21 protein-coding genes and 1 other annotated feature are annotated in these 26,638 nt (G+C 38.2%); of the genes, 18 read left to right on the top strand and 3 right to left on the bottom strand.

Annotated features, from left to right (window positions below; genetic code table 11):
* Positions 1-152: 152 nt before the first annotated feature.
* The 8 genes from NST02_RS00745 (at position 153) to NST02_RS00710 (ending at position 10,925) form a co-directional block, all read left to right on the top strand.
* On the top strand, positions 153-713 hold the full coding sequence (locus tag NST02_RS00745; protein WP_142946963.1) for a copper resistance CopC family protein: 561 nt from the start codon (positions 153-155) through the stop codon (positions 711-713).
* 3 nt (positions 714-716) lie between these two features.
* Positions 717-1,808 carry a copper resistance D family protein gene (locus NST02_RS00740; RefSeq protein ID WP_095314575.1) on the top strand — a complete coding sequence of 364 codons (1,092 nt, stop codon included), beginning with the start codon at positions 717-719 and terminating at the stop codon, positions 1,806-1,808.
* A gap of 1,881 nt (positions 1,809-3,689) precedes the next feature.
* Complete coding sequence (locus tag NST02_RS00735; RefSeq protein WP_095314574.1) at positions 3,690-4,376, top strand: ABC transporter ATP-binding protein; 687 nt, start codon at positions 3,690-3,692, stop codon at positions 4,374-4,376.
* Positions 4,369-6,807, top strand: coding sequence for an ABC transporter permease (locus tag NST02_RS00730; RefSeq protein ID WP_340947690.1), 2,439 nt, complete (start codon positions 4,369-4,371; stop codon positions 6,805-6,807). The genes NST02_RS00735 and NST02_RS00730 overlap by 8 nt, the downstream gene beginning before the upstream one ends.
* Before the next feature lie 631 nt (positions 6,808-7,438).
* On the top strand, positions 7,439-7,810 hold the full coding sequence (locus tag NST02_RS00725; protein WP_340947688.1) for a GntR family transcriptional regulator: 372 nt from the start codon (positions 7,439-7,441) through the stop codon (positions 7,808-7,810).
* Between the two features lie 4 nt (positions 7,811-7,814).
* Positions 7,815-8,681, top strand: a complete 867-nt coding sequence (locus NST02_RS00720) for an ABC transporter ATP-binding protein (RefSeq protein ID WP_095314571.1) — start codon at positions 7,815-7,817, stop codon at positions 8,679-8,681.
* Complete coding sequence (locus NST02_RS00715; protein ID WP_095314570.1) at positions 8,674-9,279, top strand: ABC-2 transporter permease; 606 nt, start codon at positions 8,674-8,676, stop codon at positions 9,277-9,279. The genes NST02_RS00720 and NST02_RS00715 overlap by 8 nt, the downstream gene beginning before the upstream one ends.
* A gap of 398 nt (positions 9,280-9,677) precedes the next feature.
* A complete protein-coding gene (locus NST02_RS00710) occupies positions 9,678-10,925 on the top strand; it encodes an MFS transporter (protein WP_137744664.1) in 1,248 nt (415 codons plus the stop codon).
* A 446-nt stretch (positions 10,926-11,371) separates the two neighbouring features.
* Here NST02_RS00710 and NST02_RS00705 read toward each other — a convergent pair whose 3' ends face one another.
* On the bottom strand, positions 11,372-12,202 hold the full coding sequence (locus NST02_RS00705) for a MerR family transcriptional regulator (RefSeq protein ID WP_137744663.1): 831 nt from the start codon (positions 12,200-12,202) through the stop codon (positions 11,372-11,374).
* A gap of 92 nt (positions 12,203-12,294) precedes the next feature.
* Here NST02_RS00705 and norA point away from each other — a divergent pair, with 92 nt between their 5' ends.
* Complete coding sequence (gene norA / locus NST02_RS00700; protein ID WP_095314567.1) at positions 12,295-13,491, top strand: multidrug efflux MFS transporter NorA; 1,197 nt, start codon at positions 12,295-12,297, stop codon at positions 13,489-13,491.
* A gap of 670 nt (positions 13,492-14,161) precedes the next feature.
* Positions 14,162-14,779: an NUDIX hydrolase gene (locus tag NST02_RS00695; protein WP_095314566.1), complete on the top strand. Its 618-nt coding sequence runs from the start codon at positions 14,162-14,164 to the stop codon at positions 14,777-14,779.
* A gap of 98 nt (positions 14,780-14,877) precedes the next feature.
* On the opposite strand, the gene NST02_RS00690 is transcribed toward NST02_RS00695, so the two are convergent.
* The gene (locus tag NST02_RS00690) at positions 14,878-15,324 is read right to left on the bottom strand and encodes an AraC family transcriptional regulator (RefSeq protein WP_095314565.1); all 447 of its coding nucleotides are present in this window, start codon (positions 15,322-15,324) and stop codon (positions 14,878-14,880) included.
* Positions 15,325-15,725: 401 nt separating this feature from the next.
* Between NST02_RS00690 and NST02_RS00685 the strand changes: the two genes are divergently transcribed.
* From NST02_RS00685 to NST02_RS00660, 6 genes are all read left to right on the top strand, one after another.
* A complete protein-coding gene (locus tag NST02_RS00685) occupies positions 15,726-16,577 on the top strand; it encodes a MerR family transcriptional regulator (protein WP_137744661.1) in 852 nt (283 codons plus the stop codon).
* Between the two features lie 310 nt (positions 16,578-16,887).
* Positions 16,888-17,451, top strand: coding sequence for a flavin reductase family protein (locus tag NST02_RS00680; protein WP_095314563.1), 564 nt, complete (start codon positions 16,888-16,890; stop codon positions 17,449-17,451).
* A gap of 350 nt (positions 17,452-17,801) precedes the next feature.
* Positions 17,802-18,024 (top strand) — a binding site (T-box leader).
* Positions 18,025-19,504: 1,480 nt separating this feature from the next.
* On the top strand, positions 19,505-21,190 hold the full coding sequence (gene argS / locus NST02_RS00675) for an arginine--tRNA ligase (protein WP_340947678.1): 1,686 nt from the start codon (positions 19,505-19,507) through the stop codon (positions 21,188-21,190).
* A 148-nt stretch (positions 21,191-21,338) separates the two neighbouring features.
* A complete protein-coding gene (locus NST02_RS00670; RefSeq protein WP_095311543.1) occupies positions 21,339-21,899 on the top strand; it encodes a nucleotidyltransferase family protein in 561 nt (186 codons plus the stop codon).
* A gap of 23 nt (positions 21,900-21,922) precedes the next feature.
* The gene (locus NST02_RS00665) at positions 21,923-22,927 is read left to right on the top strand and encodes a serine hydrolase domain-containing protein (protein WP_340947675.1); all 1,005 of its coding nucleotides are present in this window, start codon (positions 21,923-21,925) and stop codon (positions 22,925-22,927) included.
* 24 nt (positions 22,928-22,951) lie between these two features.
* Complete coding sequence (locus NST02_RS00660) at positions 22,952-23,509, top strand: GNAT family N-acetyltransferase (RefSeq protein ID WP_340947672.1); 558 nt, start codon at positions 22,952-22,954, stop codon at positions 23,507-23,509.
* Positions 23,510-23,821: 312 nt separating this feature from the next.
* Here NST02_RS00660 and NST02_RS00655 read toward each other — a convergent pair whose 3' ends face one another.
* Positions 23,822-24,694 carry a Cof-type HAD-IIB family hydrolase gene (locus tag NST02_RS00655; protein ID WP_137744802.1) on the bottom strand — a complete coding sequence of 291 codons (873 nt, stop codon included), beginning with the start codon at positions 24,692-24,694 and terminating at the stop codon, positions 23,822-23,824.
* 163 nt (positions 24,695-24,857) lie between these two features.
* Between NST02_RS00655 and NST02_RS00650 the strand changes: the two genes are divergently transcribed.
* A complete protein-coding gene (locus NST02_RS00650) occupies positions 24,858-25,997 on the top strand; it encodes a sensor histidine kinase (RefSeq protein WP_095311551.1) in 1,140 nt (379 codons plus the stop codon).
* The gene (locus NST02_RS00645; RefSeq protein WP_095311553.1) at positions 25,994-26,626 is read left to right on the top strand and encodes a response regulator; all 633 of its coding nucleotides are present in this window, start codon (positions 25,994-25,996) and stop codon (positions 26,624-26,626) included. Before NST02_RS00650 ends, NST02_RS00645 begins: the two co-directional genes overlap by 4 nt.
* Positions 26,627-26,638: the final 12 nt, after the last annotated feature.

Raw genomic sequence — 26,638 nt, 5'->3', positions numbered from 1 at the left:
GTCTATATTTTAACACCTATTTACACTTTTTTAATGGTTATAATAAAAAAATCACTCTTTCGGGGTATTATTTAATATTACGATTGTATTTATAATATCATCTAGTGCTATACAAATAAAAAGATAGGCAAAATCAGCAAGGAGGAATTGTTTTGAAACGTTTTTTTATCGCGCTAATCGCGTTTTTATTCGTAACATCAATATCAAACAATGCTTTTGCACACTCGCATTTAGAAAGCTCTAATCCTGCGGACGGCGCGGTAGTAACCGAAGCCCTGAATGAAATTGTCCTTGATTTCGATGGTGGAATTGAGCAGGGAAGCTTTCTTGAAGTAACAACAACAGATGGACAAGCCGTTGAACTGCAGGATACATTGATTGATGAAGATAAATTGACTGCAGTGGCTGCTGAGACGCTTGCAAACGGTGAATATCAAGTGACATGGAGTGTTATTAGCGCAGACGGTCACTCTTTAGATGGTGAATTTTCCTTTACAGTCGATGCTCCCGAAATGGTTGAGGAAGACCAAGAAGAAGTAACGGAAGAGGATAATGGTACTGAAACATCTGAACAATCTGTGGATAATGAAGAGTTGGATTCTACAAAGACTAGTGACGAGAAGGAGTCATCGTCGTTGACAATTGTTTTCGTTGTTCTTGCCATCGTTTTGGTGGCAGGCGGATTAATCTATTTTACAAAAAGAAAGAAATAATAGATGGAAGTCATAACGATTATTAGTCAAGTACTATTGTATGTATGCTTTTCGCTTTTAGCGGGAAGCTTTCTTCTATTGCTTGTCCCAAACAATTATCGACCTGATCTGAGAATTTCAAAAGGTTTTATGAGCGCTAGTGTCATCACCGTCCCTATTGTTTCATTTATACCGATTCTAGATATTACGCGATTGCTCGCTCCAAGACTCGGATTCGTTGATTCGCTGAAAATGGTGTTAACGACCTATACAGTAGGAACAGCTTGGAATTTTACCCTCCTTGCTTCCGTTCTTTTGCTTCTATTAATGCTCGTCGCAAGACGTTCAGAGCAAGGAGTGTTTGCTTTTCTAGGAATTGGGCTTACGCTAGGGCTTATCCTTACGGTTGCATGGTCCAGCCATGCAGGTGCAGTAGATCCGGTCAGAGGAATAATCAGCGACTTTATCCATCTGACAGCCTCTAGTATTTGGGTTGGAGTGATTCTTGTTGTAGGCTGGAATTCAGTAAATCACCATAACTGGCTTAAGTTTTTACGCTGGTTTTCAATGGTGGCGATTAGTTGTCTCGTGATAACAGCTATTAGTGGGCTGATGCTGATGAGTATTATGGTGGATGATTATCCGAACTCTTGGCGGGTCTCATATGGTCAGGGGCTATTAATCAAGCATGTGTTTTTGCTGCCACTTATTTTTTATGCATTTGTGAATGGGGCTCTAGTGAAAAGTTTAATATTAAGAAACTCTCATTTTAATCCTATCCCTTGGGTGCGCTTAGAAGGGCTTATATTGCTGGTTATTTTTGCGATAACAGCTGTTTTTTCACAAAAGTCACCGCCATATGGAAACTACATGTCGAATGAAGCAGTATCACCATTATTTCGCCTTTTTCACGATGAAATGATCGATGCATCAAGCACCATTGCTTTTGCGGGAAATCTAAATACGGTGTTCTTTCTCGTCTTATCAATCAGCTTGCTGGGATTAATGGGCTGGTCGTTTTTCAAAAAAACACCGATCATCATCTCTTTCTTTTTTAGCAGCTTATGCGTATTAAGCGTCTACATGATGTTAATGGTGTCGGTAGTCGTGCGTTAAAAACAGTAGTTGATTGGAGCGGAAGGTGCTTTTAGCGTTATTGCCGAGACCACACAGGAGCGTCAAGCGACGAGGGGGCTTGGCGGAACGCCCCCCGGAAAGCAAGTGCCTAGAGTGGAAATCAACAATTGTATCGAAGTTCATTCAACTTTCGGTGCCTTTTGTCGACAAACTGAGATGAGGTTGTCTGAAAAGCCCCTAAAATAGAGCAAGAGGCGAAAAACGATCCGTTTTTCGTCTCTTGCTTTTTTGTTGGACAGCTTCGTCTTTAAAGCTATGCTGCCTTTCTATTCGGATAACTACAGCGTTCTTATTGCTGATTCAAGTCAAATAGCTTTTCTATTCGGACAACTACAGCGTTCTTATTGCTGGTTCAGGTCAAATAGCTTTTCTATTCGGACAGTTCCAGCGTTCTTATTTCTCGTTCAGGTCGAATAGCTTTTCTATTCGGACAACTACAGCGTTCTTATTGCTGGTTCAGGTCGAATAGCCTCTCTATTGTGACAGTTTCAATGTTCTCATTGCTGGTTCAAGTCGAATAGCCTCTCTATTGTGACAGTTACAGCGTTCACATTGCTGGTTCAGGTCGAATAGCCTCTCTAATGGGACAGTTACAGCGTTCACATCGCTCGTTCAGGTCGAATAGCCTCTCTATTCGGACAGTTACAGAGTTCTTATTTCAGGTTCAGGTCGAATAGCCTCTATTCGGACAGTTACAGAGTTCTTATTTCTCGTTCAGGTCGAATAGCTTCTCTAATGGGACAGTTCCAGCGTTCACATTGCTGGTTCAGGTCGAATAGCCTCTCTAATGGGACAGTTTCAATGTTCTTATCGCTGGTTCAGGTCGAATAGCCTCTCTAATGGGACAGTTTCAATGTTCTTATTGCTGGTTCAAGTCAAATAGCTTTTCTATTCGGACAGTTCCAGCGTTCACATTGCTGGTTCAGGTCGAATAGCCTCTCTATTGTGACAGTTTCAATGTTCTCATTGCTGGTTCAAGTCGAATAGCCTCTCTATTGTGACAGTTACAGCGTTCATATCGCTCGTTCAGGTCGAATAGCCTCTCTAATGGGACAGTTACAGCGTTCACATCGCTCGTTCAGGTCGAATAGCCTCTCTAATGGGACAGTTACAGCGTTCTTATCGCTCGTTCAGGTCGAATAGCCCTTCTATTCGGACAGTTTTGGCGTTCACATTGCTGGTTCAGGTCGAATAGCCTCTCTATTGTGACAGTTACAGTGTTCACATCGCTGGTTCAGGTCGAATAGCCCTTCTATTCGGACAGTTTTAGCGTTCACATTGCTGGTTCAGGTCGAATAGCCTCTCTAATGGGACAGTTACAGCGTTCACATTGCTGGTTCAGGTCGAATAGCCTCTCTAATGGGACAGTTACAGCGTTCACATTGCTGGTTCAGGTTGAATAGCCCCTCTATTGGGACAGTTCCAGCGTTCACATTGCTGGTTCAGGTCGAATAGCCTCTCTATTGTGACAGTTCCAGCGTTCACATTGCTGGTTCAGGTCGAATAGCCTCTCTAATGGGACAGTTACAGCGTTCACATTGCTCGTTCAGGTTGAATAGCCCCTCTATTGTGACAGTTACAGCGTTCACATCGCTCGTTCAGGTCGAATAGCCCAACTTTTCGGACATCCTCGTCTTTTTTTCTTTGTCATAAGAAATTATTTCGAAGGATATTACGTTATATAAATATATTGATGAAACCATTCTATCATTGTGCACTTCAATTAAAAAACGAACGTCATTCGATTTTTACAGCATTTTAATTGGTGAAAGTTCGGATATAGATTTTTATTAAGCGGTTGTACATGGTGAAATTGATTCTGGTAAATTAAGATCAAAAAAATCCATGGAGGTTAAACAGATGGCAGCAATTTTAAGAGCAGTTGAGATAACCAAGGATTATGGAAGTAATCGGCAGAAAAAAGTTTTAGAAAAAACCAATTTTATGGTCGAAAAAGGAACGATTCATGTTATTGAAGGAAAGAGTGGTTCCGGGAAATCGACTTTTCTAAGCATTATTGGTGGCATGGAGTTTCCTACAAGCGGAAAAGTATATTATCAACATGAATCGCTTTATGAATTGTCTGATGCGAAGCAATCACTCATTAGAGGTGAAAAATTTGGCTTTGTTTTTCAGTCCTTTCAATTAATACCCGAGCTTACAGTTTATGAAAATATAGAACTTCCTTTAAAATTTCAAAAAAAGAAAGAATTTGATTTGAAAGCAAAGATCAAAGAACTTGCCAATGAGTTAGGTATTGTCCATCACTTAGATAAGCGGCCAAGCTTTTTATCCGGAGGGGAACAACAAAGAGCTGCTATTGCGAGGGCATTGATCACTGAACCGGATATTCTTTTTGCTGATGAGCCAACTGGGAACCTCGATCAAATAACAACTAAGAGTATTGTGAATTTGTTAATCAAATTAAACAAGGACAAAAATTTGTCCTTGGTGATTGTTACGCATGAAACGAACTTATTTCCAACACCGCATTATTTGTACTCCATGAAAGATGGAGTTTTAAAGGGGATAAAATCGAATGTTTAAGCTGGGATGTAAGTTTTTATTTTCGAGAAAAAGCTGGCTTGTTTTGCTTGTATTTACTTTGACATTGGTCATTTCCTCTATCCTCTCGATATTTTCAGCTTCGGAAACGATTAGAGCGGGTCTGTTAACCAACGCTTATTCGCAATATGGGGAACATAGTGGGATTTTGGTTGATGTAGTGACTAAAAAAAGTGATCTCGAAAAAGGCATAAAGAAGGTAGGCGCTTATCAATTAATTGATTTCTATCATTTTGGAAATAAAGATAAGAAAGCTGTTATCGGCTGGCTGGATGATGATGCATTAGAGCTGAGCCATATAAAAATTAAGGAAGGCAGGTTTCCGGAAGAAAAAAATGAAGTAGCGATAGAATCTGCTTATTTAAATTTAATTGATAAAGATTGGAAAATTGGCGAAACAAAAACTCTGCAGGGTGAGAATCAGCGATGGAAAATCAAATTAGTCGGAATTCTAGATAATTATTCTTCTCGATGGTACGCCCCGATTGATTTAGAGCAAGGAGTCCATGCCTTTCCAAATATTTTTATGGGTACGTATGCTGAGCCTCAGCTTAAGAGTAATTACTTGGTCAAGCTTGAGGGTGATAAAAATACTTCAATGGAAAAAATGGATGATTTGTTAAATGAATATAAGGGATTTGAAAATTTTAAGTTATTTGATGAGGGATTAAAGCATTATGACACCGTTCGGAACTTATCCATCGTTTTTCAAAGCATCCTTCTTTTCATTTCAACGGTTGCTTTAACAAGCATATTTACATACTTTAATAGAAAACAAATGCAAAAAATAGGCATTTTGAAGGCAATCGGTGTCAAAGATATAAGCTTGTATAAAATCTATTGTTATCAAGTTTTTATTCTTTTCTTGACAAGCCTTGTTTTGGCAATACCACTTCAGTATGTCTTTAAAACTAACATGATCAGAATGAGTTTTATCGAAAGCCTAGAATCTTCATATCCTCATCATACATATGTGATCATGATCGGCTATTTTGTTTTGTTATTTTTATGGATCTTAATTATTTCTCTTAGGTCTGTATTTTGTTCTAAACATCTTTCAATCAGGAGTATAATGGCGGGAAAGAGAAATATTTCTTCTCTTCACCACTTTATCGAAAAGAAAATAAAGCCTTTTGCATTAAAACAATTATTAAGACAATTATTTTTATTCCCTAAGGAATTTACTTTTACTGTTTCTATTATTTGTTTATCCATTCTCGTGTTCGTATTTTCTATTGTTTTGCAAAAAGAATCAGAGGGAATTTGGGATGTGGATGAATACTACTACTTAAATTCACAAGAAATCTATCGATTTGATATGGTAGATCATTTACCTGTCTTATTTGATCAACGTTTAACTTTTTCTGAAGAGAACGTGATGAAATTGACCCGTCTTCCCGGAGTTAAACATGTGGAAAAAAATCCTTTTCTGGAGGATGTTGTTCCGCTAATTGGGGCAGATAAAAAAACAATAGCGATCGATCAGTGGATCAATCAAAACGGAGGAGCGTTAAGATACAAAAATAAATGGATCATTCCGAATGTAAAATATGAAGTTGTTGATGAAAAAGAATTCAAACAAGTCTATCCAGAGGGAGATTACGAAGACTTTAAAGGGAAAATCCTGTTGTTCGTCCCAAGCGAAAATGGCACAAAAGACTCAGATTTACATAAGCTGATTGGCGAAGAGCTTAGCTTTGTTAAATTAGTAAAGGAAGAGGAAAATATACGCAAAATTGAACAGCAATTTGAAGTATATGATGCAAGAAACGAAGCGCTTGTTAAGCATTTGGATGGGATGAAGGACATCAGGTATGATAAATTTACGATTGTGATTGCTAAGAGTACACTGGAAGATTTAAACCTTTTTGTCGGTTATCATGAGTTAGACATTTTTTTAGAGCAAGATATAAAAGAGGAAGAGTTCAAGGAAATTGATGATAATGTTAATCAATTAATGGCAACAGTGCCAGGAAGCTTGCTCCAAAATATACCGGAATTTATCCAAAAAGAAACGAGCATTACTTCACTTTTACGCTTTCTTGGGATTTTTTCTTTTGTAGTTGCTTCACTTTTGACGCTTACGAGTATCATTATTATTGTATTTAGTAAGTACCAGCTTCAAAGAAAAGACTGGGGTATTTACTTGTCGATGGGGATGTCAAAAAGAAAAGTTTACTATTTTTTAACAGCCGAAATGGTGATATATTATATTCTGGCCACTATCATAGGCTTTATTGTGTTTATAACAGTTCTACTCTCAATCAATTTATTTTTCCCCATTTCATTTTACTTATATTACTTTTTCTTATCCATTCTTTTTTTGTTTATATTACTCATGTTCGGCAGCAGACTTCTTTATCAAATGATTGCGAAACAATCGATTTTATCTTTGTTAAGAGAGGTGGAATAAGTACGTAAATTCGGAGTGGTGTGACATTATCCTTACAGGTGGGATTGTAAAGGAAATAGAGATGGGGTTCAATATATTCAAAAGGGCACAAGACCAAGGATTAAATTCGGTCTCGTGCTCTTTCTTTTTTTAACAGGCCATAATTATCTAATCTTTTGCACTATCTTCACTGGATATCATTTTAAAAGGAAAAAACAAGCAAATCGATCATGAGGGAGGTGCCAATAAGAAATGAGTCAATGAATCGTTTTATTAACAATATGGTTAACCTAAAAAGGTTGCATAAATTTTTCAGAGTATATATAATGTATATATAGTATATATACATTATATCATTTATAAGCTTAACCAATTAGTAACAATGAATAATATGCCCTTTACTGAATCACTCAAAGGTTAATATTAAAAAACAAGGCTCTGTTATAGCCGATGTGGATTTTTGACTCATTTTCTCTCTGATTCCATGAAACGATAGGAGAAAACGAGATTTCTCCTATCGTTTTATGGAATCAGAAGACCTTTCAGTTATACTGAAAGGCATGTGAAACCAAAGTTTCACATGCAATGAGCCAAAAATCATTTTATCAACAATTCTATTTAACAAAGCTAAAAACAAAAAAGAGGGATTGGCATGAAAATAATTATCTCTAATAGTTCCAAGGAGCCAATTTATGAGCAAATCATGAATCAAATTAAATCGTCTATTTTAGCAGGTGAATTACAAGAAGGAACAGCAATACCCTCGATGCGAAAACTTGCACAGGATTTGCAAATCAGTGTCATAACGACGAAACGGGCCTATGAGGAATTGGAGAAAGAGGGCTTTATTTATTCGATTGTTGGCAAAGGATCATTTGTGGCAGAGCAAAATTTAGAGGTCATAAGAGAGAAGAAGCTGAAAGCGATTGAGGATCAAATGAACTCCGTGATTACAAATGGCAAAGAAATTGGTTTATCACTGGATGAACTACAACAATTATTGAAGATACTATATGAGGAGTGAAATGATGGAGAACGTGGTTGAACTAAAAAATGTAACGAAAAAATTTAAAGGTTTTTCCGTTGAAAATATAAATTTGGATGTGAAGCAAGGCTTTGTAACAGGGTTTATTGGTGCAAATGGAGCAGGGAAATCGACAACGATAAAAATGATGATGAACTTGTTAAGGCCGGATGCCGGTGAGGTTAAGCTTTTTGGACTGGATTACAGGACACATGAGAAGGAAATTAAGGAGCGAATTGGATTTGTTTATGATGGCAATGTCTTTTTTGAAGGGTTGAATTTAAAAGATATCAAACGAATTGTGGGACCAGCTTATAAACGATGGGATAATCAAGTATTTGATCATTATATTGACCAGTTCGAGTTACCGTTAAACAAAGCGATCAAAACATTTTCTAAAGGAATGCAAATGAAAGCCTCCTTAGCACTTGCACTGTCACATCATGCAGAGTTGATTATTATGGATGAGCCAACAGCGGGCTTAGATCCGATTTTTAGGCGAGAACTGCTGGCTCTATTGCAGGAATTAATGGTTGATGAGAATCGCACCATTTTCTTTTCCACGCATATTACGACTGATCTGGATCGAATTGCTGATTATATTACATTCATACAGAGCGGGAAAATCATCTTCAATCGCTCTGTTCATGATGTAGCTGAAAATTATGCCCTTGTTAAAGGTGGGACGGATCTTTTGGATAGGGATACGGAAAAGTTTTTTATACAAGTTCATCGTGCACCGACAGGGTTTGAAGCATTAACAGATAATATAAAGGATGTACAAAACACTTTCGGGGATGCGGTTGTCATTGAAAAGGCTTCTCTTGAAGATATTATGTATTACATGAAAGGTGGCGTTCATCATGTTTAATCTTATCAGACGCGATATCATACTGCAGAAGAAACAACTTATACTTTTTATTCCGATTGTTCTGTTTTTTATCTACATGGATAAACATCCCGCTTTAATTTTTCTCGTTGCCAGTATTTTTATTCCCTTAAACGCATATGCTTATGACGAAAAATCAGAGACGAATATATTATTAAATTCCTTGCCTTATACACGTAAAGAAATCATTGCATCGCGCTACCTTGGTGCCATTTTTTATATGGGCTTAGCCTGCGGCCTGACAGGTCTGGCATTATTTTTTTTCGATAGACCGTTTACACTGACGGATATGGCAATTGGAGGAGGCTTATTTTTAACATTTGCGGCATTTACTTTTCCGTTATTCTATATCCTTAAACCAGGTTACATCTCAACAGTAGTCATTATTAGCTTTCTTTTGTTAGCGGCTGCAGGGCCACCTGTTGTGATATTTTTTGCCGAACGTTTAACGGCCATTTCCAATTTTATTATGAATTTATCTGACCTTGTTTTATATACTGGAACCGCCCTGGTGATTATCGTAATTTATGGTATCTCCTGGGGGATGAGCACGGTCATTTATCAAAGGAAAGTATTTTAAATGGCAGTTCAATTTTGAGTGAATCTCCTCATTTTTAATGTAAGAAATGCTTATAAAGTATCTCCTTTAAATTTTGCTTAAAGGAGATACTTACCCCGCTGTTTCCTTTTTTCTCTTTAAAAATAGAAATCTTTCTCTACCCTAATGATTGTCAGGATGATAAGATAAATGAAATTGCTTTTCTAAGAAGTACAGTGATGGATAGGAATAGTCAACTTCTTCAAAATACCTTACTAATTTACGATCTATTAGCGATCTTTTTATGCAGAATGAATGGAGCTAAGTGAGGATGATGTTATAACAAGATAGGAAGCGTTCAAGAACGATGTTGAAATGGTATGGGAGATCGAGAAAAAAGAGTGGGTGTTCATGTGTCAAAAAGTTTGGCGGAAGATTATATGGAGCCAGAGAAACAGAAAAAACTGTATAAACGGACATTGATCATTGTTGTTATTTCACAAATATTTGGTGGGGCAGGACTAGCGGCAGGTATAACAGTCGGAGCGCTTCTTGCACAGCAGATGCTTGGAACAGATGCGGTGGCAGGACTTCCTGTTGCTTTGTTTACATTCGGGTCGGCAGGATCGGCGTTATTAGTTGGCAGACTTTCTCAACGTTTTGGACGTCGCCTAGGTCTTACAGCAGGTTTTATAATAGGTGGCTTGGGAGCATTCGGAGTGGTCGTAGCCGCTTTACTGAATCATATTATTCTTTTATTTGTATCTCTGTTTATTTATGGTGCAGGCACTTCGACGAATTTGCAAGCACGTTATGCAGGTACCGATTTAGCAAAGCAAAAGCAGCGGGCCACAGCAGTCAGTATTGCGATGGTGTCAACTACATTTGGAGCTGTCGCAGGACCTAATTTAGTCAATGTAATGGGAGAGTTTGCTGTATCAATCGGGATTCCATCTCTTGCGGGTCCGTTTATTTTATCTGCCACTGCATTTATCCTAGCTGGCCTTGTCATTTTCATCTTTCTTCGTCCAGATCCGTTGATGATTGCCAGAACGCTTGAAGCATCAACTCAAGAGCGTCCTGTTATGGGAGCTTTAGGTGATGCGCACGAAGAGGAAAATAAGAAGGGGATTATTGTTGGCACGACAATGATGGTGCTGACGCAAATTGTCATGGTCTCCATTATGACGATGACCCCAGTCCATATGGGGCATCATGGTCATGGTTTGGGAGCCGTAGGACTTGTTATCGGCTTTCATATTGGTGCGATGTATCTCCCATCCTTAGTGACAGGCGTTCTTGTTGATAGGTTTGGCCGTACTGTGATGGCAATCGCATCGACAGCTACTTTGCTTTTGTCAGGGATTGTTGCCGCGATTGCACCAGGTGATTCAATGATTCTTCTAATCGTTTCCCTGTCCTTGCTTGGATTAGGCTGGAACTTTGGATTAATAACAGGAACCGCTCTTATTGTAGATTCAACGAACACGGCAACGCGGGCTAAAACCCAAGGGAAAGTCGATGTATTAATTGCCTTGGCAGGGGCTTCAGGCGGAGCTTTTTCGGGAATGGTTGTTGCTGGTTCGAATTATGAAACATTGTCATTAGCCGGTGGAGCTTTATCTTTAATCCTCATTCCGGTTGTAATCTGGTCGCGTCAAAGAAAAGAGCAAAAGGTCTTAGAATGAAGTCAAAGAAATATTCGCATGCCGTAACGAGTTGATTGAACGAGTCTTTGCGAGAGGTGTATCCAGACAGAACGAGTGAAACGAGAAAAACTCCAGTCCGAATAAGAGTTGAATTCGGACAGAACAATTGAGGAATGCAAGAGTTCAATCCGATTAATGGCACCAATAGAAAACAAACTGTCGGAACAACGTTATTTGCTTTCTACGGGAGACAGAACAGAGGGACAGCAGCGCTAAAAATCTGAAAAAAGACCGCTGAAAACTTTTTCAATGGCCTCATTTGCGGGACAAGGAGAGATCCCGCAGGAGTGACTGCTCCGAGGAGGATCATCACCCGCCCCCAAAGCGGAAATCAACAGATGCAAATCCAGCCAAAAATGCCAAAAGACACAGAGGTAGTACTCTCGATGCCTTTGTCGACAAATTGCTGCGTGATGTGGAGTCACTTAATCTTTTTCTCTCACGTGGATCATGATTTTGGTAATGTATTCTTCTTTCTCGTTCTTTACGACCGTATCATAAATATATTCTTCAAGAGCGTAGTTTCCTAATGTTAAGTTCAGCCGTTCCATTTCAGAAAAAAGACGCTTGTATGTTTGATCGATTGCTTTTTCATCGCCGATATGGTATCCAGTGAGATAGTTTCCTGGAACTGTTTCAAAATAGGAATACCCTTTCTTTGGTTTAGGTTGTTCCATGTATAAATAGCTATAATTGGAGAACTCCCCTTTTACTAACTGTTCACGCTTCGTTAAGACCCCGATAGGGTACCCTGTATCGAGATGAGATAAATATAATTCATCGACAAAGTTTGAAATTGCTTCAACAAAACCTTCATCGGCAATATTTTCAATATTTCGACTCAAATAAAGGGTTGTTCTAGGTAATTCCTCCAAAATGATTCGATTGAAATCAAGCTTTGCCGCTTCTTGCATGAGTCTGATTTTGGCATCAATCATCGTTTCCTTTATCTCAATCTCTTGCCGTTTTTTCACGATCTCATCCTTTTTTTGATACATCATCGTTAAAAATGTTTCCGGTGATTTGTTTTGCATGTAATGTTGAATATCACTTAATGACATATCAAGATCCTTTAATAATTCTATAACAAAGAAGAGTTCTATTTGATGAATAGAGTAAAAACGGTAGCCTTTTTCATTTTTGAATTCGGGAGAAAAAAGTCCAATTTGGTCGTAATAAAAGAGGGTTTGTTTATTGATTTTACAAAGTTTCGCAAATTCTCCTGTCGTTAAATATTTGCCGCTTTTTTTACTCATTTAAAATTTACCTCCTTGACTATATAGTTACTATATACATTAAGATGGAAAGAGTAAATACGGAAAGTCGTTTATTAAGGAGCTTATACAGGATGAGAAGTTATAAAGTCACGTTAGGATTACTATTAATGAATTTGTTTATTGCTTTTTTAGGGATTGGCCTTGTCATTCCAGTTTTGCCTACCTTGATGAATGAATTAGGGATTACAGGTACAACCGTTGGCTATTTAACGGCGGCATTTGCGATAGCTCAATTAATTGTTTCCCCGTTTGCAGGGAAAGCAGCTGATAAATTCGGCCGAAAAATAATGATTGTTATTGGTTTATTCATTTTTGGTATTTCGGAGTTGTTATTCGGACTTGGGAAAGAAATTGAAGTACTATTTATTTCTCGGATTTTGGGGGGAGTTAGTGCGGCCTTTATTATGCCGGCAGTCACCGCCTTTATTGCAGATATTACGAATATGGATACGCGACCAAAAGCTCTTGGTTATATGTCGGCTGCAATCAGCACAGGTTTTATCATCGGTCCTGGAATTGGCGGATTTTTAGCTGAATTTGGTACACGTATACCGTTCTTTTTTGCAGGCGGCTTAGGTACAACGGCGGCCGTTCTATCGATTATGTTATTATCGGAACCAACTCGCTCAGAAGAGTATACTGAGCAAGCTACCGAAGGTCAATTTGGTTTGCGGCGGATTTTGGCACCAAAATATCTTCTGGCGTTTATTCTCATTTTTATTGCATCTTTTGGCTTAGCAGCATTCGAGTCTTTTTTTAGTTTATTTGTTGATCATAAGTTTCAATTCAAACCGGCCGATATCGCGATTGTAATTACAGGTGGTGCGATTTTTGGTGCTATTTCACAGGTATTATTATTTGATAAGCTAACACGGATTTGGGGTGAAATTAAGCTGATTCGGTACAGTTTAATCTTATCTGCCGTGCTTGTTTATCTCATGACAGTTGTTCATTCCTATTTCTCTATCTTACTCGTTACATTTATTGTTTTTGTCGGTTTCGATTTATTTCGACCAGCTGTTACTTCCTATTTGACAAATATTGCTGGAAATGAACAAGGTTTTGTTGGAGGAATGAACTCCATGTTTACCAGTTTAGCGAACATCAGTGGCCCGATTATCGGCGGTATGTTGTTCGATATCGATATTAACTATCCTTATTACTTTGCGACAGTCATTCTTGTAATTGGAATTGTGATAACATGGTTCTGGAAGAAGCAACCTGGAGAGAGAGGCCAAGGGGTGAAGGTAAGTAAAGTGAGTGGTTAATATCCCTGCAATCAAGACAAAACGATTGAGTAGCGTTGATCCAAGAAGGATTAACGCTATTATTTTTATGGGAGTATGAACTACATACGAGTTTTCTGGGGTGCCAGCTGTGACTCATGTTTATTGGATCAATTTAATAACCATCTTCATTTCATTGCTTTAATTTGGTATAAGAAAAAAGCAGAGCAAGTCGACTGATGGTTCGCTTGCTTTTCGTGTGAACATGTTTGCTTTGAGCATTTTGCCATTGCTGCTATATCGAGCAGATCATTTGGCAGCTTAGGAATATTAGGGTGTTTTTATACCAATTAATACATGGATTAATTTCCTTACCCGGAAGCGAACACTTTCTATGTTGTCGCCTTGTCCGGTGCTCATTACTTATTGGACAAAGCTTAACTGTACATTGAAATTTTTACAAAGTCAGAGGATTACCATACTTTTTATTGAATATGTTCTTTAGATAAGGTTTTGTTATATGTCGATGTTTATTTTCGACTTATTTTTCTTTCTGATTCCATGAAGCAAAGGGGCAATAGAAATTTCTCCTACGTTTCATGGAATCAGGTATACTAAAAAGATGCGGACATTCATGCGAAATGAGCCAAAATGGTTTTATCAACACTTCTGTTTATCAAAGTTTAGAAAATATAAGTGTAGGAGGATCTGGATGGATACAAAGTGGCTTGAGTGGGCGAAGCAGCTTCAAGCGATTGCACAAGCGGGATTGACGTACTCAAAAGATATTTATGATTTAGAGAGATTCGAGATGATCCGCAATATAAGCATTGAAATGATGTCACAACAAACTGAACTGGACCAAAGAGTCATAAGAAATCTTTTTGCTAATGAAACAGGGTATGCAACGCCGAAGGTAGATATTAGAGCGGTCGTCTTTAAAGACAACAAAATTTTATTAGTAAAAGAAAAAAGTGATGGCGCTTGGGCCATGCCAGGTGGTTGGGGAGATATAGGGCTAACCCCTAGTGAAGTAGCCGTCAAAGAGGTAAAAGAGGAAGCTGGTTTTGATGTCAAAGCAATCAAACTATTAGGGGTGCAAGATAAAAAATGCCACCCACACCCTCCGTCGCCTTATTATGTGTACAAGCTATTTATCCAATGTGAAATCATTGGTGGAGAAGCAACGAAAGGGATGGAGACAAGTGAAGTTAATTTCTTCCCTGAAGACGATTTACCTTTGTTGTCACTAGGGAGAAACACCGAATCTCAATTGAAATGGGTCTTCAAGTATCTTCGAAATTTGGCTGAGCCAGTTTATTTTGATTAAGGGTGAGGAAGCTTTTGTAAACTAAACGTTTCTGACATAAGAATTAACAGAAAACGAATGAATGAAGGGAGGTAACTTTCCCCTCTAAGTTTTCTACGTTAAAGGATTGGCACGCAGAGCTCACAATATCCATGAGCGAGCATTTCTGCAGAATATCTTTCAACAATGGGTTTCTTGTCGATTTGATGTCCGCTATTTTGCAAGAGAGGAAATATCTCTGACCATGCTTGCTGCAGGGACTCTTCTGTATGCTTTACTAAATAAATAGCGTATTTTCCTCCAGAAAATGTTTGCTCAGCTATTGAATCATCTAGTTGATATGCTTTTGTTATGACAATGCCGACATCATATCTGCATTTTTCAGGTTGTGTTACTTGTGGATTATCCTGTGGGATACCGAAAAGGATCGCTGATGACATAAGGTTGTTCTCTAATGCCCATGTTTTTAATCTGGCCATTACTTCGTTATTGCCTGGACCATAGGGACCAACTCTTCGCATATAGGCAAGTCGATAATTTGGAAGAATCTCCACTTTCATATTCAAAATTTTTGCCTCCTTGTTCGTTAATGATATTCCATTTTGAATGTAACATGTTATAAAAAAATATACATGCACTATTTTGATAAAATATGACGGACAGCTATCCAATTAAGGATGGTACGGTATATAGACTTTAATCCGTTTATAAATCAATGGGGCAAGGATATGCAAATTTCAGTTGAACTGCGTTATCAAAACAATTCAGCAAATATTTTCAAATCTAGTTTTAGGTAAGAAATAAAAAGGATAATGTTAAAAAACTGTTTCAAATGTTTGCATATCGAAAGGGTGCTTGTAACAGCGATTCGAGAAGGTATAATTGAACCGATTGAAGACGAACCGTTCAGTTGCTAATTACTTTCTTGGGCAGGGATTAAATTTCTTACATTTGGGAGGAAATCAATTTGAAAGAATATTATTCGATTGGTGAAACAGCCAAATTAAATAATATATCCGTTCAGACTCTTCGTTACTACGATAAATTAGGTATATTCAAACCAGATCATGTTGACTTGAAAAATGGTTATAGATTCTACCATATTAGACAATTTTTTTATCTTGACATTATAAAGTCATTAAAATATATCCAAACACCATTGGAAGAAATAAAAAAGATTTTAGTAGATACTCCTGAAAATATGCTGCACTCCCTTAAAAAACAAGAAAAAGCTATACAAGAAGAAAAGGCAAGGCTTGTTCAAGCAGAACAGTTGCTTGAAAGGAGGAAGCTTCAATTAGCTGAGCAGCTTGAGATATGCAAAAAAAGTGATGAGAAGGAAATTTACACACGCTATATAGACGAGCAAACTATATTAAAAATTGCCACTTCCAATTCGAGCCCAAATTCTGTACCTTACTTCCACATTCGTAAATTAGCCGACACACTTGAGGATAAATGTTTAATGATTGATAACCAATGCGGTTATACATATGAAATGAAAGATTATCAAAATACGAATCAAATTGAATACGATTTTTTTTATACAACTATCCCTCACAAAAATATCGAATTAAGCTCAAAAGAAAAACAGTTTGAATTTGGTACCATTTCATCAGGAGAATATGTATGCATCGCTTTTAATTGGTCTCTTCAACAATACATCAACCATTATCAAAAATTGTATCAATATATTAACTCTAATCAAATCCAAACAGAAGGGAATGTGTATGAAGTCTCAGTCCCAATTAATTACAGTGCCCTAAGAGAAGACCGTTTTATTACAGAAATCAGGATAAAAAAATCGAACGGCTCATAATTATTAAGGTGTAAATTACATCGTGATTCATTCCCGAATATGTAGGTTTTTAAATTAATTTTGCTGAGATTGTAAAATAAAATTTTTCAAGTTTAGCACTTGACCCTATAGCAACTATAGGGTTTAAAATGCGTTACATAAAGGAATGTTCGCTTATAGTTAAGTACATCTTAGAATGAGAGGGGAGGAGGACCGGCAATCTGAATGATACTTTTCAAAGTCCAGCTGTAAACAGAATGAACCTTACTATCTGTTGTAATTAATAAAATTTTTAACTGGATCTTAACGGAAAAAGGAGAGATTTTCGAAAATGAGAACCCCAATACAAGAACCAATTTGGTATTCTTATCCCGGGATGGTTGCTGTCGTAACAGCTCGTTATAATGGGGAACAGAACATCATGGCCTCTGGTTGGCATACCTATATAGGATCAAATCCAGGTATGTATGGGATTTCACTGCAAAAGAAAGCACACACGTACCATATGATTGAGAAAAGCGGTGTGTTTGGTGTTCATTTTTTACCAGCAAATTTTTCTGATCTTATTCAAGCTGTTGGTTCGTGCAGCGGTTCAGAAATTGATAAATTTCAAACATTTAATATCTCCTATGAGAACGGCATTAAAGCAGATATCCCTATTTTGACGGATGCCTATTTTGCCTATGAATGTGAAGTGAAGAGCATCACGACGATAGCCGATCAGGAATGGATAGTTGGAGAAGTGGTGCAACGTTATCAGGATAAAGAGGTGTTTTTAGAAAATGGACTGCCTGACCTTGCTAAACTTGCCATACCCCTTCATATTGGACGCTCTACGTACCGAGTTTTAGATGATAAAGCGCCTGAAATGGTCCACCCATTTTATTTAGAATAAGTAGAAATACAGCAAAAAAGGAATGGTCACAAGTTCAGACTTCTGCACTTTGAAAACCTATATTTAATAAATATGCCAATCAATTATTTTGCCCTCCATGCAAAAAAGAACCGGTTTCGGTCCAAAATCCGTTTTGATACGAGGAGTCATTGTCACTGCGTTTTCTTATTAATAGCTTTCATGAATAGAAAACAGAAGATATGTGTAGGAATACATCGACGAAACCTGTTGTTTTTCGATCATAAGGACGAACAGGGGCGGGGATGTAAAATCGTTGTTATTTCAAGACCGGATTAAAAAAATGATCTTGAAAATTCGAAAAGAATGGATATAATAATAACAATACTTAAAAACAATCGATGACAAAGAGAGTAGTTATTTGTGAAAGTAAGAGCGAGTTAGGGATGGTGGAAGCCTAATGCGGAGCAAATGATGAAGCGCACTTTGGAGATTCTTTCCTGAACGTAAGTAGGGAAAGGACGGGGACAGCCCCGTTATCAAGCGGAAGTGGTTTTTAGATTTCTAAAAACAATTAGAGTGGTACCACGGGATTATAAAACTCTCGTCTCTTTTTTTAAGAGACGGGAGTTTTTTTGGTAGTGTCAAAAGTTCTATGAAAATTACTTAGATGTTTAGGTTTTCTCCCATTTATTAGGTGGAATTGCCACTCAATCGCTCTTGACAAACACGCCAATGGTTTGTGTGTGGGGTAACAAGGGCAAAGGGGGCAAAAAGAAGGCATACAAAATCGCCCTTGGTTATTTCCATTTTAAACCATTGGCAAGCTCGGTCTGTCAAGAGTTCGCTGACGCCGATTGCTGAACAGCTCAAAAACTCAAGGGCTCTGCTAGTGAAGCAGCCTCTGTTGGGTAATCCATTGTTGAGCGAACCCAATGAGTTTAGTCGATCGGGCTGGCATCGTTGGCAAGGCTGATAATTCTGGATGATTTCCCTTCTAGGGATGCATGAGGACAAAGAAGGCTGAAAAAAGCAAACCTTGTCCTCATAGGGGGTTCATGAGGACAAAGAAGGCTGAAAAAAAGCAAAGCGTGTCCTCATAGAGAGTTCATGAGGACAAAGAAAGCCAAAAAAAAGCAAAGCGTGTCCTCATAAAGGGTTCATGAGGACAAAGAAAGCCAAAAAAAAGCAAAGTTTGTCCTCATAAAGGGTTCATGAGGACAAAGAAGGCCAAAAAAAAGCAAAGTTTGTCCTCATAGAGAGTTCATGGGGACAAAGAAGGCTGAAAAAAAGCAAAGTTTGTCCCCATAGAGGGTTCATGAGGACAAAGAACGTTAAAAAAAGCAAACCTTGTCCTCATAAAGGGTTCAAGAAGACAAAGAAAGCTGAAAATAAACAAAGCGTGTCCTCATAGAGGGTTCATGAGGACAAAGAAGGCTGAAAAAAAGCAAACCTTGTCCTCATAGAGAGTTCATGAGGACAAAGAAAGCCAAAAAAAAGCAAAGCGTGTCTTCATAGAGAGTTCATGAGGACAAAGAAAGCTGAAAAAAAGCGAACCTTGTCCTCATAGGAGGTTCATGAGGACAAAGAAGGCCAAAAAAAAGCAAAGCGTGTCCTCATAAAGAGTTCATGGGGACAAAGAATAGCCAGAATAGAGCAACCTTGTCCTCATATTTTGAGACTTTTATTTTTGCGTTTCTATGTCTTCGAACTGGTTTCAATGGTTTGCTCCGTGAGAAGTATTTGATAATTAAGTTTTTCAGGGACGACAATGACGGGAGGTTCGTCCACCTGAAGCTTTCGAAAAGGTTTATTTACGGGAGTTTCTACGAACATACTCTTCCCCACAAGAAGAGGAAGCAATGTTCGAATGATTTGTTCTTAACAGTTTATAAAAGTTAATAGATAGTTTATAAGTTGAGGGTACAACTTGTCACTTCCTATTTTAGGGATTTTGATGTCGTGTGGTAACCTCATCCAACCTTAAAATTCAGGGGGTGGCAATTTTTTTGCTTACAAAGCCCTCTAACTAGGTCATTTATAACCTATTTCTTATAAAAGTTTTGACAATACGGTTTTTTATGGAGGGAATAAAATGAACTTTAAACATGATTTAGTTGAATGTTTATATCCAGCTTTGAATGGTCAATTGGAACGTAAGCAAATCGTGAAAATGATTGAGAAACCGAAGTTTGAACAGCAGGGCGATATGGCCTTTCCTTGTTTTGAATTAGCAAAAATATATCGTAAGTCTCCGAACGGTATTGCACTTGCTATCGTAGAAAAGATAAATTCACCTATTTTTGAAAAGGTGGAAGCAGTTGGCGGATATGTAAATGTCTTTTTAAATCGAAAGGATGTTTCAAGTAAAGTTGTGAAGGAAGTTCTATTGCAGAAAGAGCAATACGGGAATCTCAATTTAGGAAAGAACGAAGTGATTACAATCGATTTTTCCTCGCCTAATATTGCCAAGCCGTTTTCCATGGGGCATTTACGCTCTACCGTTATTGGCCATTCATTAGCGTTAATTGCTGAAAAATATGGTTATTCTCCGATTCGAATTAATCATTTGGGTGATTGGGGGACACAGTTTGGCAAGTTAATCGTCGCCTATAAAATGTGGGGCGATGAGAAGAAAGTGAAGGAAGCCCCGATTAAAGAGCTTTTGACGCTATATGTAAAATTTCATGAAGAAGCCGAAAAAACTCCTGAACTAAATGATGAAGGAAGAGCGTGGTTCAAAAGGTTAGAGAATAGGGATGAAGAAGCACGTCATTTATGGGAATGGTTCAGAGATGAATCATTAAAGGAGTTCACAAAAATATATGATTTACTAGGAATTCACTTCGATTCCTATCATGGAGAGGCATTTTACAATGACAAGATGGAGCGAGTCGTGCAAATGATTGAGGACAAGGGGCTTTTAGAAGAATCACAAGGAGCGATGGTTGTTCAGCTAAGCGCGGAAGAGTTGCCACCTTGTCTAATTACGAAAAAGGATGGGACGACTCTTTATGCGACCCGCGACCTAGCAGCAGCTCTCTATCGCAAGGAAAACTATCATTTCACCGAGTCCTTATATGTTGTTGGCCATGAGCAGTCTCTCCATTTTAAGCAATTATTCGCGGTGCTGAAGAAAATGGGCTTTCCGTGGCATGAGGGAATGGCGCATGTCCCGTTTGGCATGATTTTGAAAGACGGTAAGAAAATGTCGACGCGAAAAGGGAAAGTTGTGTTATTAGAAGAGGTGCTTGAGGAAGCGATTCAACTCGCTCGGGAGGATATTTTGAAAAAGAATCCGAACTTAGTGGCTAAAGAGGAAGTGGCCCATCAAGTTGGAGTCGGGGCGATCATTTTTCACGATCTGAAAAATTTCCGCCTTAACGATATTGAATTCTCTTTAGAAGATATGCTTCGGTTTGAAGGAGAGACGGGGCCATATGTACAATACACGCATGCTCGTGCAGCATCACTGTTGAGAAAAGGAAATTATCAAGAAGACAAGGAACGAATGATCGGAGATAAAGAAGCTTGGCCGATCATAACTGCATTAATGTCATTTCCAGATGTCATTAAACGCTCATATGAACAGTATGACCCGTCACAAATAGCTAAATTTTTACTTGATCTTTCAAAAGCTTTTAATAAATACTATGCCTCCGTTCGTATACTGGATGATTCTGAACAAAAACAGGCGAGACTATCGCTCGTATATTCAGTCAAGATCGTTCTCAAAGAAGGGTTAAGATTACTTGGAATGGCAGCACCTGAGGAAATGTAATTGATTCATCCCTTTGTTTGGAAGGATTTTCACGATTGACTAAAGAAGTGTACTGTAGGAGAAGACATTAAATTTGCTTGTATAAAAGATAAAGTCTTTGAGAGGCTGTATTCCGATGGAAGCTAGAGAGACGATAAGGGGTTCAAGAATGCTAAAAAATGAAAAAGATATAATCGCAATGATTGAAAAGGACCAATGGATGATCGAGGTTTTACAAATAGCCAAAGGATTGAATTTGCCAGACTGGTGGATCTGTGCTGGTTTTGTCCGTGCTAAAATATGGGATGTTCTTCATGGATTTAAGCGAAGAACGCCGCTTTCTGACGTGGACGTAGTTTATTACGATCGAGCTAATATTGAAGAGTCTTATGAAAAAGAATTGGAACAAAGGTTGAAAATGATCAAGCCTGATGTTCCTTGGTCTGTAAAAAATCAAGCAAGGATGCATTTGATAAATAGTAATCAACCGTATTTATCGACGTTTGATGCCATTTCAAGGTTTCCTGAAACAGTGACGGCTTTAGGGGTGAGGCTGGATGAACAAAGCAATGTCGTATTAATTGCTCCCCATGGAGTTCGTGACGTTATTGAGTTGGAGGTTAATCCAACCCCGGATTTTATGAAAGAAAAATACTTTCTCTATGAAAAAAGAGTTAAAACGAAAAATTGGCCATCTATTTGGCATAGGGTTAAGGTAAATTATCTATGACGAATCAGGTAGAGGAGCGGAAAATGAACATAGAAAAAAGGCTTAACGGGAAATTTGCTGAGGTGGTCACCCATGTGAAGGATACAGCACAAGCTCTTGATTGCTCAGGCTCGAGTATGCTTATTATTCATAAAGATAAAATTGTTTCTGAAGCGTATTGGGGCAAGCATGCAAATAGAGACAATGCAAGGAGGGTTCAAAAAGACTCACAATTTCATGTGGCTTCCGTTCGAAAAAGCTATATTGGGTTCGCCGTTGCTTATGCGATCCACTATCGTTATATAGACTCGATTGATGACCCACTCTCCAAATATTTGTCAGTCCATAATGATGTAGTGACGATTCGCCATTTGCTTACCCATTCTCATGGTTTGAATGTCAAAGAAGGAAAAGTGATTAAGGAATTCAATCCTGGTGAGAATTGGGCTTATCGCGGGATAAATATTTATTTACTAACTGAGATCGTGAAGAAGACAACAGGAAGGACAGTAGCTCAAATTCTTGAAGATGAGGTTTTTCAGCCCTTAGGTTTTAAAGAAACTGGCTGGTACGCTGAGCAGACGGAGAAATTAGTAGAAGTGATAAGAGATGAGGACGACCGATTTTGGTCAACTGAAAAAGAAACAGATGGTTCTCAGATGAATATGTACGTATCAACTAGAGAACTGGCCTATTGGGGATATGTTCATTTAAAACAAGGAGTGATAGGCGGAGAGCAGGTCATAGCCAAAGAAATATTCCAATTGGCGACATCACTTCAAAGTCCTGCCTTAAAGGACGACTGCCCTCAAAACGGCTTTTTGTGGTTTGTGAAAGATAGAGATGTGGAGAAAACTGAAATGGGAGAGCGTGTACCTAAAGGTTCCTATCAAATTTTAGGTTATACAAATGTCGCTGCTCTTGTTATCCCTAAAAATGAAACAGTAGCAGTTCGTATGTATAATCGTTTCGGCTCAACGCCTGGTTTTGCGTATTTATCAAATATTAGAGGTTTTGGGGATACTGTCACGAAGTGCCTGCAAGCATAAATAGAGAAGCAAGGAGCATAAAGGATGGATAAAGCAACTGAATTATTTCCAGTGTTGGAAACGGAAAGATTAGTTTTAAGGGAAGTGACGAATAAAGATGCTCAGCAAATTTTTGACTATCTTTCGGATGAAGAAGTCATGAAGTATTATGGACTAGAGCCGTTTAAAACAATTGATGAAGCATTAGACGAAATTTCATGGTATCAATCACTTTTCAATCAAAAAAAAGGAATTCGCTGGGGAATTACTTTGAAAGAACAAGGAGAAGTGATCGGGAGCTGTGGATTTCATAACAAAGTTTCACAGCATTATCGAACGGAAATTGGCTTTGAACTTAGTAGAAAATATTGGGGCCAAGGGTTAGCAAGAGAAGCGATTGAAGCCATCATCCAATATGGGATGGAATATATGACGCTACATCGAATAGAAGCCTTAATTGAACCACCTAATCTTCCGTCACAAAGGCTGGTTGAGAAGCTGGGATTTACTCGAGAAGGGTTATTGCGGGATTATGAGTTTACTAAGGGTAAATTTGATAATCTGTTTATATATTCGCTGCTGAAAACGGATGTAGAAAATTAAAATATCGTTAGGTTATCTCAGGTGTGTTAAGGAAATGGACAAGAGATAGCAATGAAAGAAAATGTTTTAGTAAAGGTTTGGTTAAATTGAATGGTTAATCAAACAATTTTAGGCTTATTTCGTGTGGCGCCTTCTTAGTATAGCTGAAAGGTTTGTTCATTCCATGAAACGGTGGGAGAAATCTCGTTTGCTCCTAAAAGTTTCATGGAATGAGAGCGGAAATGAGCCAAAAATCAACACCGACATCGTACAAAGCCTAGTAAAAAAGAAGCTGATCAATTGCACGGCTTCTTTTTGTGATCTGTGGCAATGCTATAATGTGCTCTTATAGGATTCTTTTAAAATATAATTTTCAATTGCATAGGCAACCCCGTTTTCGTCATTCGTTAAGGTAATAAGGTCACAATGCTTCTTCACCTCTTCATCAGCGTTTCCCATTGCAATAGATAACCCTGCCGTATGAAACATTGGCAGATCATTTCTTTCATCTCCAATTGCAATCGTATTTTTGAGTGGGATGTGAAAATGGCGCGCCATTTTTATAAGGCCGTTTCCTTTATTTCCATTGATATGGGTAATTTCAAGATTAAATGGTGAGGAAGAAGTGACATAGATTCCTTCAATGGCTTGTAACTTGGTTTGTAAGCGTTGCTTCTGTTCAGGATCAAGTGATAGAATAAAAAACTTTTGTACTAATGAATTACCGTAAATAATGTCTTCAAACTGTTGGAAAAATCCCTGTCCATAGACGGTTGGAGAGGCGGTAAATATTTGGTAATCTTTATGTTCAAAGTATTCAGAAGGTACACGTCCGGATGCTAGAATTTGATCAAATCGTTCAAACCAGTCCTTGTGGACAAATGTTCCCTTGTTTGTGCCGATTTTGTAAGGCAATTTCTCATTCTCTATTTCGATAGCAATCTGATGGCTTTGAACGGAAGTTAAAGAAGTAGTTTCGATTAATTTACCTTCCGCATATAACTCAGCACCGTTATTGCCGCCTACAGGGCAATTTAGATGATGCTTGGAAAGCTGTTCATGAATCAATAAGGATGAGCGACCAGATAAAATCATGACGATGTGCCCATATTGCTGAGCCTTTTTCACCGCTTCAATGTTTTCTGAACTTATTTCTTTATGAGAGTTCAAGGTTGTACCGTCCATATCAAGAGCAATTAACTTCATGTATGTTCTCTCCCTTGTGTTAGATGAGTATCTACCTGATTATAACATGAATGAAAAATGAATTTTTTTGGTTTCCGTTATTATGAAGGAACAAATTCATTACAATAAGTCCTAAAGAACTGGATAAAATGCGGTACAATTATGTTGGAAGAGGGGGGATATTTTGCGTTCATATTGGCTCTGGCTCTTACTCAATTTAATTGTTTGGTTACTTGGGATAAGGTACTTAAATGAAGAGATAATGGAACTGACAGGAAGTTTAATTGCAATGACATGTTATTTTATTCTTTTTTTTATTTTGCCATTATTTTTGAACAAACCGAAAATAGTCAGTTTGTTTCTTTTTATGCAGGCAATGATCGCGATGATCACTTTTTTTCCTGAACGAGATGGCGGTTTCAATTTATATTTTATTCTTGTACTCTCTCTATTAATTGGAGAAGGATTTTACCGTCTGACATTTAGAGTAGGTCTGTTATTAGGAATCTTAAGTGCAATCGTTTTAAGTTTAACTGCCTTTCAAGCAGAAATTGCCCAATCGATGCAAATTTTTGTAGTAGTCTGTATACTCATAGTTCTGGTGGGAATGATTTTTTATAAAAAAACGATTGAACATAATCAAGATTTGGAGGCGAGATATGAGGCGCTTCTTAATGAATATCGAGATGTAAAGCGACGCGTTCTCTCAGAAGAAGAAGCAACAAGACAAGAAGAACGGATGTTAATTGCCCATGAAATTCATGACTCTGTTGGACATAAGCTGTCTGCTTTAATGATTCAATTAGAAGCATTTCGCCTCAAAGCTGGGGAACAGGATCGGGATCAGGTTCAATTTTTGAAAGAACTGGCACATGAAAGTTTAGAAGAAACGAGAAGAGCGGTGAAATCATTAAAGGTGAATGAAGCAGGTGGTTTACCAGGGATTTTACGTTTAATACGCAAGCTTGAGACGGAAAGCTTTTTGCGAATCCATTTTTCTGTTAAACATGGTGCTTTTACAGCTCCGCTAACGGGTGAACAGTCGTTTATTATTTACCGTTCAGTCCAGGAAGCGTTGACAAATGTGATGAAGCATAGTCAGGCCCGGGAAGCAGAAATTTCATTTGAGGCCCCAGGTGGTGGGATTTTTCGCTTTGAAGTGAGCAATCCAGTGACCGAATATACTCATTTTGAGGAAGGCTTTGGTCTCACGGAGATGCGTAGAAGGTTACAAAAATTTGGTGGTGCTTTAGATACATATATGACGAGAGAGAAGTTTATCGTAAATGGTTATTTAAAAATTGGATACGGAGGAGTAGAATGATTCGGATCTTATTGGCTGAAGACCAGATTATGGTTAGGCAAGGACTAAAAATGATGATAGAGTCTGATGGTGAATTGGTGGTTGCAGGTGAAGCGGATAATGGTAAAGAGGCTGTACAACTATGTGAGCGCCAGGCTTTTGATATTGCTATTCTTGATATTAGAATGCCGGTAATGGATGGGATTGAAGCCGCAAAAATGATACATGCCCGTTGGCCGCATATCAAAATTTTGATGCTTACGACATTTGATGATAATCAATATGTATTAGAGGCGTTGAAAATCGGTGTAAGTGGTTACATTCTCAAATCGGGTGATACAGAATCTTTGTTACGCTCGATCCGTAGTGCATTAGCTGGAGGCCTTTCCATTGAAGATCGCGTCGCGGCAAAAGTGATGCCGCTTCTTCTCAAACGTGGGGAAGAGAAGGAGGCGGACCCGTCTTTAACGCCGCGAGAAAGAGATATTTTGACTTGCATTGGGGAAGGGCTTAGCAATGGGGAAATTGCTGAACGACTTGCAATCTCGGTAGGTACTGTGAAAAATAATACAAGTCAAATTTTGAATAAGCTTGAGCTTAGGGATCGGACACAGCTGGCAATTTACGCCATTCGTCATAATCTTGTTTAAAACTACGGTTGT

The sequence above is a fragment of the Robertmurraya sp. FSL W8-0741 genome (assembly GCF_038004005.1).
GTDB classification, from domain to species: domain Bacteria; phylum Bacillota; class Bacilli; order Bacillales; family Cytobacillaceae; genus Robertmurraya; species Robertmurraya siralis.
Note: the sequence above shows the minus strand (reverse complement) of the source record. Positions and strands in the feature narration are given on the sequence as shown.

What these genes read in the sequence shown, in the direction of transcription:
- NST02_RS00680 (WP_095314563.1), top strand. Translation starts at nt 16,888, where the DNA reads ATGAGAACCCCAATACAAGAACCAATTTGGTATTCTTATCCCGGGATG.
- NST02_RS00670 (WP_095311543.1), top strand. Translation starts at nt 21,339, where the DNA reads ATGCTAAAAAATGAAAAAGATATAATCGCAATGATTGAAAAGGACCAA.
- NST02_RS00715 (WP_095314570.1), top strand. Translation starts at nt 8,674, where the DNA reads ATGTTTAATCTTATCAGACGCGATATCATACTGCAGAAGAAACAACTT.
- NST02_RS00645 (WP_095311553.1), top strand. Translation starts at nt 25,994, where the DNA reads ATGATTCGGATCTTATTGGCTGAAGACCAGATTATGGTTAGGCAAGGA.
- NST02_RS00725 (WP_340947688.1), top strand. Translation starts at nt 7,439, where the DNA reads ATGAAAATAATTATCTCTAATAGTTCCAAGGAGCCAATTTATGAGCAA.
- NST02_RS00660 (WP_340947672.1), top strand. Translation starts at nt 22,952, where the DNA reads ATGGATAAAGCAACTGAATTATTTCCAGTGTTGGAAACGGAAAGATTA.
- NST02_RS00740 (WP_095314575.1), top strand. Translation starts at nt 717, where the DNA reads ATGGAAGTCATAACGATTATTAGTCAAGTACTATTGTATGTATGCTTT.
- NST02_RS00720 (WP_095314571.1), top strand. Translation starts at nt 7,815, where the DNA reads ATGGAGAACGTGGTTGAACTAAAAAATGTAACGAAAAAATTTAAAGGT.
- NST02_RS00655 (WP_137744802.1), bottom strand. Translation starts at nt 24,694, where the DNA reads ATGAAGTTAATTGCTCTTGATATGGACGGTACAACCTTGAACTCTCAT.
- NST02_RS00665 (WP_340947675.1), top strand. Translation starts at nt 21,923, where the DNA reads ATGAACATAGAAAAAAGGCTTAACGGGAAATTTGCTGAGGTGGTCACC.
- NST02_RS00735 (WP_095314574.1), top strand. Translation starts at nt 3,690, where the DNA reads ATGGCAGCAATTTTAAGAGCAGTTGAGATAACCAAGGATTATGGAAGT.
- NST02_RS00730 (WP_340947690.1), top strand. Translation starts at nt 4,369, where the DNA reads ATGTTTAAGCTGGGATGTAAGTTTTTATTTTCGAGAAAAAGCTGGCTT.
- argS (WP_340947678.1), top strand. Translation starts at nt 19,505, where the DNA reads ATGAACTTTAAACATGATTTAGTTGAATGTTTATATCCAGCTTTGAAT.
- NST02_RS00710 (WP_137744664.1), top strand. Translation starts at nt 9,678, where the DNA reads ATGGAGCCAGAGAAACAGAAAAAACTGTATAAACGGACATTGATCATT.
- NST02_RS00705 (WP_137744663.1), bottom strand. Translation starts at nt 12,202, where the DNA reads ATGAGTAAAAAAAGCGGCAAATATTTAACGACAGGAGAATTTGCGAAA.
- norA (WP_095314567.1), top strand. Translation starts at nt 12,295, where the DNA reads ATGAGAAGTTATAAAGTCACGTTAGGATTACTATTAATGAATTTGTTT.
- NST02_RS00695 (WP_095314566.1), top strand. Translation starts at nt 14,162, where the DNA reads ATGGATACAAAGTGGCTTGAGTGGGCGAAGCAGCTTCAAGCGATTGCA.